Below are 11,730 nucleotides of genomic sequence, written 5' to 3' on the forward strand. Positions count from 1 at the left end.
GATTATAAAAAAAAAAAATCAAAATTTATTATAAAAAATAACTTTACAAATGGATTTATAAAAAAACAGATAAAATATATTCTAAAGCAAATACATTAAATGAAGGAAGTAATTTTAGATACAGAAACAACCGGATTGTCTGTTAAAGAGGGTCACCGAATCGTTGAGATTGGATGCATTGAATTGGAAAATTTCATTCCTACAAATAATAATTTTCATTGTTATTTAAATCCTGAGAGAAAAGTTTCTGAAAAAGCTTTTGAAACTCATGGATATACGGATGAATTCTTGTCTGATAAAAAAAGATTTAAAGAAATAGCAGATGATTTTTTATTTTATATTAAAGGAAAAAAACTAATTATTCATAATGCTGAATTTGATTTATCACACTTAAATAATGAGCTGAAAATAGCAGGTAAAGATTTAATTAATAATGAAATTGTAGATACTGTTATTTTAGCTAGAGATAAATTTCCAGGATCATCTAATAGCTTAGATGCTCTTTGTAAAAGATATAAAATAGATAATTCTAAAAGAGAAAAACATACCGCTCTAATTGATTGTGATTTATTATCAAAAGTTTATATTAATTTGATAGATCAGAAGGAACCAAAATTAGATTTTAGTAATGAAGTCAATGATAATAATCAAAAGTTAAAAACAAATACTTTGTATTTTAAAAAAGTTATTAAACCTAGTGAGGAAGAAAAAAGAAATCACGAACAATATTTAAAGACTAATTTAAAAAAAAATTTTTTTTAATTAAATTTTTTATTGTAAAGTTCTTCAAAATCAACTTTTTTTTCAAATTTAATATTTGGATAACCTGAAGTATGTAAAAGATTGAGTAATGCTTTTTCTATATCAGGATAAACTTCGTTTTGAACATCGCATAAAATTATTTTTTGAAGAATTTTTTTATCTTTGATATTTTTATTTAGTTTAATTACAGAAGTATAGGTCATTTCAAAATGAGATTTTTTTTTGCTTTCAGTATTATCATGGAACTTTAACATAGTGTTAATTTCAATAAATTGTGCCTTCAAAGGTTTTGAGTTAATTTCTATATTTAGTTGATATTTTGAAATAAAGTCTTTCACATACAAGTAGGTCTCAACGTTGGGTGTTTCACCAGAGATATCTTTTATAAACTTGCTCATAATTTTATAGTTTTCGCTCATCATCTTCCTCAATATCTTCGAACTCACCTTCTATATATGGTTTTTTAATTTTTGTCTCACTCTTAAACTTTTTAATAATTTTTCCAAAAAATAATTTTCTTGTTAAAGGAAAAATTAGAAGAAATCCAAATAAGTCAGTAGCAAAACCAGGAACTATTAATAATAAGGCCGCAAAAGCTATAGCAGCACCAGATATTATCTCATATACAGGCGCTTCATTTCTAATCAATTGTGAAAAACCAGATCTAAGAGTATTTAAACCTTCGTATCTTGCATAAATCACACCAATTATTGCTGTTATAAATATTAGTGATATCGTGTTAAACGCACCTATTTGGCCACCAATCTTAATAAAGAGATAAATCTCTATGATTGGGACTAAGATTAGGGCAATTAATACTGAGTTCATTTGTCTTTAATCTAATTGCTAGTTGAAATTATTCAACAGAGTAATTAAATTATCGTTATGAATTATAGTTTTGAATACATTGATATTATATTGTTAGCCATGATAGCTGGATTTATTTTTTTGAGACTAAGAGGTATTCTTGGAAAAAGGACCGGCTTCGAGGGAAAAAATCCGCAACAATTTCAAGAAATTTTAAAAGAAGTTCAAAAAGAAAGTAGTTTAAATCAAAAGGAGAATTTTGATAAAAAAGCTCAAAGTGAATTTTTAAAAGGAGCGAAAATTGCTTATGAAACTATCATAACTGATTTTAGCGATAATGATAACAAATTAATAGCTAGCAAACCTTTACTGAGTAAAGAAATTTATGATGAGTTTAATAAGGCTCTTAAAGAAAGAGGCAACAGAGGCCATTATGCCGAAATAACATTTATTGGAATAAAATCAGCAGACATAAAAGAACATAAAAAAATCGACAAAGCTCTTCAGGTTACTGTAGATTTTGTAAGTGAGATAATTACATGTATCAGAGATAAAGAAAAAAAAATTATTTCAGGCAGTCCTGATAAAATTAAAACTATCTATGATACTTGGACATTTTCAAGAGATATGAGATCCAACAATCCTAATTGGTTGTTGGTTAATACTCTCAATTAAGTGAATAGTAAAATTTCAGAAAAAGATAAAAAAACTTGGAATGATTTTTTGTCAAACAAACAAAAATTACCCAATAAGGATAATTCTCAAGCACAAATAAAAGTTAAAAAAACAAGATCATTAGACCTTCATGGTGAAACCCTTGATGAAGCAAATCAAATTATTGAAAATTTTATTAAAAAATCTTATCAAGATAAAGTCCATAAATTAATTATTGTTACTGGTAAAGGTCTTCATTCTAAAAATGAAAAGGATCCGTATGTATCTAAAGATTTAGGGATCTTAAAATATTCTATACCTGACTTTTTGAAAAATAATTCAGAGTTAATGAAAATGATCTCGAATATAAGTGAAGCGAGTATAGCAGACGGGGGAGCTGGAGCTTTTTATATTTTTTTAAAAAAGAAATAATCTATATATTTAAAAATATTTTAGACATATAATGATTTTAAATGATAGTTTGGTTGGCATCATATCCAAAAAGTGGAAATACGCTTTTAAGATCTTTATTATCCTCATATATTTTTTCTAAAGATGGGAATTTTAATTTTGAATTACTAAAAAATATAAAACAATTCCCAGCTAAATCGTTATTTAAACAAATAGGTGTTGATATAAATAATGATGAGGAGATGTACAAAAATTATATTAATTCGCAAAAAATATTTAATAAAAAGGATACTATAAGATTTTTAAAAACACATAGTTGTTTTATGAACACCAAAACATTCAAATTTACAGATCGGCATAACACGCTTGGTGTAATCTATATAGTTAGAGATCCAAGGAATGTAGTATGTTCATACTCACACCATTTTCAAAAAACTCCACATGAGTCTCTCGAATGTTTACTATCACACCAAGTTCTTCCTAAAGATGCCAGACACTGCACAACTTATCTGGGCTCATGGAAATTTCACTATAATTCATGGAAAGTTTTTAGAAGATTTAATAAATATTTGCTGGTGAGGTATGAGGATTTGATAAATGATACTGAAAAAACTTTTTTAAACATTCTAAAATTTATTGCTCATCTTGGTCGTGTAAAATTTACTTACGACAAAGAAAAATTTGAAAATAGTATAAAATCAACAGGATTTGAAAACCTGCAGACAATGGAGGCTAAAGAAAGTTTTACTGAGGCAAAGGAGGATAAAAAAACAGGCAAAAAAATCAGGTTTTTTAATATGGGTATTAAAAATGATTGGAAAAAAATTTTAGACGAAAAAATAAAAAATAAATTAGAGAAAGAATTAGGTGATGAGATGAAAGAGCTTAATTATCTTTAATGTACTTTTAAAGAATAAATTTTGATAGATCAGTGTCTTTAACAAGTGTATCCAAGTTTTTATCAATGTATTCTTTATTAATTATAATTTTTTCTCCAGCTCTGTCAGTTGCAGTAAAACTAATTTCATCCAGTATCTTTTCAATAATTGTATGCAATCTTCTTGCACCAATATTTTCAACAGTTGCATTTACTTCAGATGCTATATTTGCAATTGTGTCAATTCCATCTTCTGCAAATTCTAAATCTACATTTTCTGTTTTTAATAATGCTACATATTGCTTAATCAAACTATAGTCTGGCTCTTTTAAAATTCTTTTAAAGTCTTCACTTGTTAAAGCTTCTAACTCAACTCTTATAGGCAATCTGCCTTGTAGCTCAGGCAGTAAATCTGAGGGTTTAGCAAGCTGAAAAGCTCCTGATGCAATAAATAAAATATGATCTGTTTTAATAGGACCATATTTCGTATTTACTGTTGTTCCTTCGATAAGAGGCAACAAATCTCTTTGTACACCTTCTCTAGATACATCTCCTCCAACTCTATCAGTTCTGCCAGAAATTTTATCAATTTCATCTAAAAAAACTATTCCATTGTTTTCTGTTGAAATTTTTGCAGCTTTAATAATTTTGTCCTGTTCAATTAATTTATCTGACTCATCATTAATTAAAATTTCATGGGACTCTTTCACAGTCATTTTTTTCTTTTTTTCTTTTGTGCCCATCGATTTTCCAAGCATTTCCCCAATATTGATCATGCCAACATTTGCTCCAGGCATACCTGGGATTTCAAAAGAAGTACCACTCCCACCAGTATCACTTACAGCTATTTCAATTTCATTGTTATCTAAATCCCCATCTCTTAATCTTTTTCTAAAGCTCTCTCTAGTAGCTGTACTTGCCTTTTTTCCAACCAAAGCATCCAAAACTTTTTCCTCTGCCATCTTTTGTGCTTTAGCATAAACTTCTTTTCTTTTTTTTACTTTTTCCATTGAAATAGCAATTTCAATTAAATCTCTTACAATTTGTTCAACATCTCTTCCCACATATCCAACTTCGGTAAATCTCGTAGCTTCAACTTTGACAAATGGAGCCTCAGCAAGTTTTGACAGTCTTCTAGAAATTTCAGTTTTACCAACACCAGTTGGTCCAATCATAAGTATATTTTTGGGCAATACTTCATTTTTCATTTCACCTTTTAAAGCTTGCCTTCTCCATCTATTTCTTAGAGCTACAGCAACAGCTTTTTTTGCTTTATTTTGGCCGACAACAAATCTGTCTAATTCTGAAACTATTTCTCTAGGTGATAATGAGCTAACTAAATTCTCATTATCTTTTGAATTTTTATCTTTAGGGACAAGCGGTGTGACGTTAGATTTTTCCATTATATTTTTTCAACTTTAATATTATTATTCGTAAAAACACAAATTTCTGAAGCAACTTCAATAGCTTTTTTTGCCACTTCCTCAGCACTCATGTCAGTACCCATTAAAACCTTTCCAGCTGCTAAAGCATAATTTCCACCTGAACCAATTCCAATTACATCGCCTTCTGGCTCTAGCACATCTCCAGTTCCAGAGATAATGTAACTATTATCTTTATCACCAATAGCCATAAGTGCCTCAAGTCTTCTTAAATATTTATCAGTTCGCCAATCTTTTGCTAATTCAACAGCAGCTCTAGATAAGTTACCCGCATGCTTTTCTATTTTTGCCTCTAATCTCTCAAATAAAGTTAAAGCATCTGCAGTGGAACCTGCAAATCCAGCAACAACATCTCTTTTCTCAATTTTTCTTACTTTTGACGCAGTGCTTTTAACAACAGTATTTCCCATACTTACTTGACCGTCGCCAGCTACTACCACTTCATTATTTTTTCTAACTAAAACAATCGTTGTCATAGCTTATAAATGGATACTAAATTTCATAGTTCAAGCCCAGGTTTAGTATTATTGCCATATTTGGATAATATATGTATACCTCTTTTTAATTATGAAGCGTAAAGGTAAAATTAGTCGAAAAACAAAAGAGACCAGTATAAGTGTTGATCTCAACATTGATGGTAAGGGCAAGTATAAGATTGATACTGGCATAGGATTTCTTAATCACATGCTTGAGCAGCTATCCAAGCATTCTTCAATTGATATGAGTATAAAAGCTAAAGGAGATACACACATTGATCTTCACCACACAACTGAAGACACAGGTATAGCAATCGGTGAAGCTTTGAAAAAAGCATTAAAAAAATCTGTTGGTATTAGAAGATACGCACATGCAATGATACCTATGGATGAAACTTTATCGCGTGTTGCGATTGATATTTCGAACAGGCCTTATTTAATTTGGAAAGTAAAATTAAAAGTCGAAAAGCTTGGTGAGATGGATACAGAACTATTTAAAGAATGGTTTCAAGCTTTTTCTCAAGCAGCAGGAATTACTTTGCATGTAGAAAATATTTATGGTGATAATAGTCATCACATAATTGAGTCTTGTTTCAAAGGATTAGCAAGATCATTAAGAGCTGCATTAGAGATAGATCCTAGGAATAGAAAATCAATTCCTTCTACTAAAGGCTCATTATAAAATTAATGAAAGTTACTATCGTTGATTACAACTCGGGCAATATTAGCTCGGTAATAAACTCTTTTAAAGAAGTAGCCAAAGATAAAGTAAATATTGAGGTTACTGCTGATTTAAATAAAATTAAGTCTAGTGATAAAGTAGTTTTACCAGGGCAGGGCTCATTTAAAAGCTGTGTAGATGCTTTAAATAAAATTAATGGTCTAAAAGAAGCTTTAAATGAATTTACAATTAATAATAAAAAACCACTTCTTGGAATTTGTGTTGGTTTACAAATGTTTGCTGATATTGGTTATGAAGAAGTAGAAACCAAAGGTTTAGGTTGGATTTCTGGTAAAGTCACAAAAATAAACAATCAAAATGGAAAGTTTAAACTTCCTCACATAGGGTGGAACCAAATAAATATTTTAAAGAGAGATAAGATCTTTAAAAATATAGAAAATAATTCGCACATGTATTTTGTGCATAGTTATGAATTTATTCCAAATGATAAAAATACAATTTCTGCAACTACGGACTATTCATCGAATATAGTTTGCGCAGTAGAAAAGGAAAATATTTTTGGTACACAATTTCATCCGGAGAAAAGTGATAAATTGGGTCTTAAAATAATTGATAATTTTATGAATCTTTAAATTAAATGAAGATATTTCCAGCAATTGATATCAAAGACAAAAAGTGTGTGAGGTTAGTTAAAGGAGATTTTAATAGTAAAACTGAGTATGAAATGTCTCCAGTTGAACAAGCTGGTAATTATAAAGATCATGGATTTAAAAATTTACACATAGTTGATTTGGATGGAGCTTTAACTGGCGAAACGACTAATTTAGATATCATCCAAGATATAGTAAGTAAATTTGATCTCAAAATTGAGGTTGGTGGAGGTATTAGAAACTTTGAAAGTATTAAAAAATATATTGATATTGGAGTTGAAAAAGTAATATTAGGCAGTGCTGCAATAAAAAATAAAAGTTTTCTAAAAGAAGCGTGCGAAAAATTTCCAAACAAAATTGCATTAGGTTTGGATGCTAAAGATGGATTTTTATCAGTATCTGGTTGGAGGGAAAATTCTAATCAATTAACTTTGGATTATTTAAAACAAGTAAATGGCTATGGTATTAGCAGATTGATTTATACAGATATTAATCGAGATGGTATGAAACAGAGCCCAAATTTTGAGGAGACATTAAAAGTTGCGGTGAAATCAAATTGTCCGGTTATTATTTCTGGTGGTGTGTCATCAATGGATGACATTAAAAAAGCCAAAACTTTAAAAAATATTGAGGGTGTAATTGTTGGCAAAGCTATTTATGATGGAGATATAAAGTTAGAGGAATTGGTTAAAGAAGATGCTTAAAAATAGAATTATTCCTTGTTTAGATGTTAAAAATGGGCGTGTAGTTAAAGGGATTAACTTCGTTGATTTGAAAGACGCTGGGGATCCAGTTGAACAAGCCAAAATTTATTCTGATGGAGGAGCAGATGAAATATGTTTTTTAGATATTACAGCTTCTAATGAAAATAGAGATACAATTTATGATGTAGTGGAGAGAACATCAAAAAAATGTTTTGTCCCTCTAACTGTTGGTGGTGGAGTAAGAAGTGTAGAGGATATAAATAAATTGTTAAATTGTGGTGCCGATAAAGTATCTATTAATACTGCAGCTGTTGAAAATCCAAAAGTTGTTTTAGAAAGTTCAAAAAAGTTTGGTTCACAATGTATTGTTGTTGCAATTGATGCAAAGAAGAATGGTGATAAGTGGGAAATATTTACCCATGGAGGTAGAAACAATAGTGGTCTTGATGCTTTAGAGTATGCTAAAAAAATGGAAGATAATGGGGCAGGAGAGTTATTAGTCACCTCTATGGATAGAGATGGAACACAAATAGGTTATGATGTTGAATTAATGAATAATATTGCATCAAATGTGAATATACCTTTAATTGCATCAGGAGGGGTTGGTAATTTAGATCATTTGGTTGATGGAATTAAATTAGGAAATGCTAGTGCAGTTTTAGCAGCCTCAATATTTCACTATGGAAAACATTCAGTCCAAGAGGCTAAGGAATATTTGGACTCAAAAGGAATTCCTGTTAGAATTTAGAATGTTAAGTACACTAGAAAATCTGTTTAAACTAGCGCGTGAAAGAAAAGAAAAGCCAATTGATGGATCTTATACTAATAAATTGTTATCAGATAAATCACTAAGCAAATCAAAAGTTCTAGAGGAAATAAATGAACTTATTGAGGCTGTAGATAAAGATACTAACAAAATACATGAGGCTGCTGATGTATTTTATCATTTGATAATTTATCTTGAGGCAAATAATATTAAGATTGAAGAAATTGAAAGTGAGTTAGAAAAAAGAAGAAAATCTAATGAGTAAAGTAAAATTTGTTTTAATTTTATTAGTTATTTATGGTCTTTACAAAGGTTATGAAGCTTTCACAGATTTTGAGATAGGAGTTTCCGACAGGATCGCTGTATTAGAAGAGTCAGCTGATTTTGAGAGACAAGGGGAAGTTATAGCTTTAATGATGTATTTGGGTAATCCTCCTCGATTAAATGAACATTTGTTAGTTAAAAATGAGACTAAATGTTTAGATATGAAGCGGATAGCAGAGGAAACATCTTTTGCATATTATGAGTGTGCAGTGGTTGATGCCAACATAAGAGGTGGAAAAATAATCAGTATCAACGAGGAGTTGAAAGTTTTGGAATGATGTATGATGACAATAATATTTTTGCAAAAATTCTAAGGGGTGAAATTCCTTGCAAAAAAATTTATGAGGATGATTTTGTATTATCTTTTCACGACATCAATCCTCAAAAAAAAATTCACGCACTAGTAATTCCAAAAGGAAAATATATAGATTTAGATGATTTTAGTAATAATGCTTCTTCAGATGAGATGGTTGGATTGTTAAAAGGTATCAATATAGTTGCAAAAAAACTAGGTATTTCAGTAGATACAGGTAAAGGATACAGAGCCTTAGCAAATATTAATGAGCATGGTGGTCAAGAAGTACCCCATCTTCATTTTCATTTATTCGGTGGTGAACCAGTTGGTAAGATGGTGCAGTGAATAAAAAAGTAGAAAGAAATTATTTAGAAATATCTTATTTGGAAGATCTAAAGGACTCTACAAACTTATCAGACCATTATTCGATAAATTTAGTTGACCCAGTTGATTTTCAGTTAAATAAATTTTTTTATAAAAATATTGGTAAAAGTCATCATTGGGTAGACCGATTAGTGTGGAGTGAAAAACAATGGCTGGGCTATGTTTCTGATAAAAAAGTTAAAACCTATGTATTGAAGGATAAAGATGAACTAGCAGGTTATTTTGAATTAATATTACACACAGATAAAAATGAAGTTGAGATCGCATATCTGGGTTTACTGGAAGAATACCAAAATAAAAAATTAGGTTCATATCTATTATCTGCAGCTATTAAAAATTCTTTTAAAGAAAAACCTAAAAGAGTCTGGGTCCATACATGTTCATTAGATCATAAAAATGCGTTAAATAATTATATTGCGAGAGGCATGAAGGTTTTTAAAACAGAAACTGTTGTAATTTAAATTAGTTTTGTTGAGGAAGTTTAAAAATTTCTTTTTTCAATTTTTGATTCCTTTTAATTGAAGAAAGATAGGTAATACTTACATTTTGATAAATATCTACTGTTTGCCACCCAATTAAGTTATAAGTTTTTTTATCAAAAAACAGATTTATCTCATTTTCATTTTCTACAAAATTAAAGTTTATAAGATCATCACCCATTTCTCTTTGATCTAAATTTTTTATTTTTTTTAATAAATATTCTTTATTAAGTATTGTATCTAGAGGGGTTTTTTCGAGTGGATAAAAATAATAACTACTTAATGTTTTTATTACTAACGATTTTCCATTTGCAACTAAAACTTTCTGATTGCTTAAATTGTATCTACAATAAATTTTTTTTGGATACTCAATTACACAATTGCCATTTTCAATTTTGCCGTTAATATTTTGTTCAAAATCAAATGATACATTTTTAATATCTGCGAACTTCTTTATTATATTTTCTTTTATTGATGCAGAAACACTAGAAATTATGGAAAAATAAACTATGATAAAAAATAGTTTTTTCATTTAAGAACATCTCTTTTCCCAACATGATTTGCTTTGCTAACTATTCCCTCAGACTCCATCATATCAATTATTCTTGCAGCTCGATTATATCCAATTTGAAGTTTTCTTTGTAAAAATGAAGTTGAGGCCTTCCCTTCCGTTTTAATTATTTCGACTGCTGTTTGATATAATTCGTCTTTTTCACCTTGATTTTTTGATTCATTCAATTCTTTTTCGTCAGCAAAGTTCAAGATTTCGTCCACATAGTCAGGTTCTGCTTGGGCTCTTAAAAAGTTGTTAATTTTCTCAATTTCAGTGTCTGAGACAAATGGAGCATGAATTCTTACAATTCTATTTGCGGATGACATATATAACATATCTCCTTTTCCTAATAATTGCTCAGCTCCCTGTTCACCTAAAATTGTTCTACTGTCTATTTTAGAGGTGACTTGAAAAGAAATTCGGGTTGGAAAATTTGCTTTGATAGTACCTGTAATCACGTCAACACTAGGTCTTTGAGTAGCCATGATAATATGTATACCTGCAGCTCTAGCCATCTGGGACAACTTTTGAATATAATTTTCAATTTCTTTTCCTGCTACCAACATCAAATCAGACATTTCATCAACTACTACAACAATATATGGCATTGGTAGTTTATGTTTTGCATTATAGCTATCAATATTTCTGACACCTTCTTTGGTCATCAGTCTGTATCTGCTTTCCATTTCTTTAACTACCCAACCAAGAACTGAAGCAGCTTTTTTTGCCTCAGTGATAACTGGACAAAGCAAGTGTGGGACACCTTCATAAGCAGAAAGCTCTAACATTTTAGGATCAATTAAAATAAATTTACATCTTTCCGGAGCATGCTTGTAAAGAAGAGACAAAATAATTGTATTGATACAAACAGATTTTCCTGAGCCCGTGGTACCAGCAATAAGCAAATGAGGCATTGTAGACAAGTCTCCGATAATTGGAGAGCCAGAAATATTTTTTCCTAAAGCAATAGGTAATTTGACTTCTTTCTTTTTAAAGCTTGAATTATCTAAAATTTCACTGAGATATACATTCTCTCTGTCTAAATTTGGAAGTTCTATACCTATGGTATTACTTCCTGGAATGGTGGCTATACGTGCTGACTCTGAGCTTGTATTTCTTGCAATGTCGTCAGATAGATTGATTATTTTAGAAACTTTGATACCCGCAGCAGGTTCAAATTCATTTAAAGTAACTACTGGACCATGACTAACTTTTTTAATCTTTCCATTAACACCAAAATCTAAGAGAATTTTTTCTAAAAATTCTGGATTATTATTTTCATTTTTAATAAGATTTTCTCTTTCTTTTTTGGTTGGAGTTTTTAACAAATCAATTGAGGGCAGAGAAAATTTCGTTTTTGTAGACCTATTATTTTCAGCTTTAATAAACGGTAAATCTTCCTGTATTATGTCTTTTATTTCATCCTGAGGAATAAATTCGTTTATAAGTTCATCTTTATTTGTA

Annotated in this window: 18 protein-coding genes; 12 read left to right on the top strand and 6 right to left on the bottom strand. The window is 29.7% G+C overall.

What is annotated here, in order from left to right; translation table 11 throughout:
- The first annotated feature begins 99 nt into the window (after window positions 1-99).
- Window positions 100-762, top strand: coding sequence for a DNA polymerase III subunit epsilon (dnaQ, locus tag ACTT83_RS05630; protein ID WP_440919124.1), 663 nt, complete (start codon window positions 100-102; stop codon window positions 760-762).
- Here the strand turns inward: dnaQ and ACTT83_RS05635 are convergent.
- Window positions 759-1,181 (bottom strand): protein-export chaperone SecB, encoded by a 423-nt coding sequence (locus ACTT83_RS05635; protein WP_440919125.1) that lies wholly within the window; start codon window positions 1,179-1,181, stop codon window positions 759-761. The genes dnaQ and ACTT83_RS05635 overlap by 4 nt on opposite strands.
- Window positions 1,165-1,590 (bottom strand): FxsA family protein, encoded by a 426-nt coding sequence (locus tag ACTT83_RS05640; RefSeq protein ID WP_440916992.1) that lies wholly within the window; start codon window positions 1,588-1,590, stop codon window positions 1,165-1,167. Before ACTT83_RS05640 ends, ACTT83_RS05635 begins: the two co-directional genes overlap by 17 nt.
- Window positions 1,591-1,647: 57 nt before the next feature.
- Here ACTT83_RS05640 and ACTT83_RS05645 point away from each other — a divergent pair, with 57 nt between their 5' ends.
- Genes ACTT83_RS05645 through ACTT83_RS05655 form a run of 3 tightly spaced genes read left to right on the top strand, consistent with a single transcriptional unit; the run spans window position 1,648 to window position 3,533 of the window.
- Window positions 1,648-2,244, top strand: coding sequence for a Tim44/TimA family putative adaptor protein (locus ACTT83_RS05645; protein ID WP_440919126.1), 597 nt, complete (start codon window positions 1,648-1,650; stop codon window positions 2,242-2,244).
- Window positions 2,245-2,655, top strand: a complete 411-nt coding sequence (locus ACTT83_RS05650; RefSeq protein WP_440919127.1) for a Smr/MutS family protein — start codon at window positions 2,245-2,247, stop codon at window positions 2,653-2,655. It abuts the gene before it with no gap.
- Window positions 2,656-2,696: 41 nt separating this feature from the next.
- Window positions 2,697-3,533 (top strand): sulfotransferase domain-containing protein, encoded by an 837-nt coding sequence (locus ACTT83_RS05655; protein WP_440919128.1) that lies wholly within the window; start codon window positions 2,697-2,699, stop codon window positions 3,531-3,533.
- Window positions 3,534-3,540: 7 nt separating this feature from the next.
- Here ACTT83_RS05655 and hslU read toward each other — a convergent pair whose 3' ends face one another.
- Together hslU and hslV are read right to left on the bottom strand one after the other, a co-directional pair.
- On the bottom strand, window positions 3,541-4,914 hold the full coding sequence (gene hslU, locus ACTT83_RS05660; protein ID WP_440919129.1) for an ATP-dependent protease ATPase subunit HslU: 1,374 nt from the start codon (window positions 4,912-4,914) through the stop codon (window positions 3,541-3,543).
- On the bottom strand, window positions 4,914-5,429 hold the full coding sequence (hslV, locus tag ACTT83_RS05665; RefSeq protein ID WP_440916997.1) for an ATP-dependent protease subunit HslV: 516 nt from the start codon (window positions 5,427-5,429) through the stop codon (window positions 4,914-4,916). Before hslV ends, hslU begins: the two co-directional genes overlap by 1 nt.
- A 91-nt stretch (window positions 5,430-5,520) precedes the next feature.
- Between hslV and hisB the strand changes: the two genes are divergently transcribed.
- From hisB to ACTT83_RS05705, 8 genes are read left to right on the top strand one after another with little or no spacing between them, the layout of a single operon-like run.
- Entirely contained in the window at window positions 5,521-6,111 is a 591-nt protein-coding gene (gene hisB / locus ACTT83_RS05670) for an imidazoleglycerol-phosphate dehydratase HisB (RefSeq protein ID WP_440916998.1), read from the top strand.
- Between the two features lie 5 nt (window positions 6,112-6,116).
- Entirely contained in the window at window positions 6,117-6,743 is a 627-nt protein-coding gene (hisH, locus tag ACTT83_RS05675) for an imidazole glycerol phosphate synthase subunit HisH (RefSeq protein WP_440919130.1), read from the top strand.
- A 5-nt stretch (window positions 6,744-6,748) separates the two neighbouring features.
- On the top strand, window positions 6,749-7,465 hold the full coding sequence (gene hisA, locus ACTT83_RS05680; RefSeq protein ID WP_440919131.1) for a 1-(5-phosphoribosyl)-5-[(5-phosphoribosylamino)methylideneamino]imidazole-4-carboxamide isomerase: 717 nt from the start codon (window positions 6,749-6,751) through the stop codon (window positions 7,463-7,465).
- Complete coding sequence (gene hisF, locus ACTT83_RS05685) at window positions 7,458-8,213, top strand: imidazole glycerol phosphate synthase subunit HisF (RefSeq protein ID WP_440917003.1); 756 nt, start codon at window positions 7,458-7,460, stop codon at window positions 8,211-8,213. Before hisA ends, hisF begins: the two co-directional genes overlap by 8 nt.
- 1 nt (window position 8,214) lies before the next feature.
- A complete protein-coding gene (gene hisE / locus ACTT83_RS05690; RefSeq protein WP_440919132.1) occupies window positions 8,215-8,496 on the top strand; it encodes a phosphoribosyl-ATP diphosphatase in 282 nt (93 codons plus the stop codon).
- Window positions 8,489-8,833, top strand: coding sequence for a hypothetical protein (locus tag ACTT83_RS05695; protein ID WP_440919133.1), 345 nt, complete (start codon window positions 8,489-8,491; stop codon window positions 8,831-8,833). The genes hisE and ACTT83_RS05695 overlap by 8 nt, the downstream gene beginning before the upstream one ends.
- A complete protein-coding gene (locus ACTT83_RS05700; RefSeq protein WP_440919134.1) occupies window positions 8,830-9,195 on the top strand; it encodes a histidine triad nucleotide-binding protein in 366 nt (121 codons plus the stop codon). Before ACTT83_RS05695 ends, ACTT83_RS05700 begins: the two co-directional genes overlap by 4 nt.
- Complete coding sequence (locus ACTT83_RS05705) at window positions 9,192-9,695, top strand: GNAT family N-acetyltransferase (protein WP_440919135.1); 504 nt, start codon at window positions 9,192-9,194, stop codon at window positions 9,693-9,695. Before ACTT83_RS05700 ends, ACTT83_RS05705 begins: the two co-directional genes overlap by 4 nt.
- A 1-nt stretch (window position 9,696) precedes the next feature.
- Here ACTT83_RS05705 and ACTT83_RS05710 read toward each other — a convergent pair whose 3' ends face one another.
- A complete protein-coding gene (locus ACTT83_RS05710; RefSeq protein ID WP_440919136.1) occupies window positions 9,697-10,245 on the bottom strand; it encodes a LolA family protein in 549 nt (182 codons plus the stop codon).
- Window positions 10,242-11,730 (bottom strand): DNA translocase FtsK (locus ACTT83_RS05715; protein ID WP_440919137.1); only part of this gene is annotated, 1,489 nt, incomplete at its 5' end. The genes ACTT83_RS05715 and ACTT83_RS05710, both read right to left, overlap by 4 nt.

Source organism: Candidatus Pelagibacter sp. (assembly GCF_052049775.1).
In the GTDB taxonomy this organism is placed as follows: Bacteria; Pseudomonadota; Alphaproteobacteria; order Pelagibacterales; family Pelagibacteraceae; genus Pelagibacter.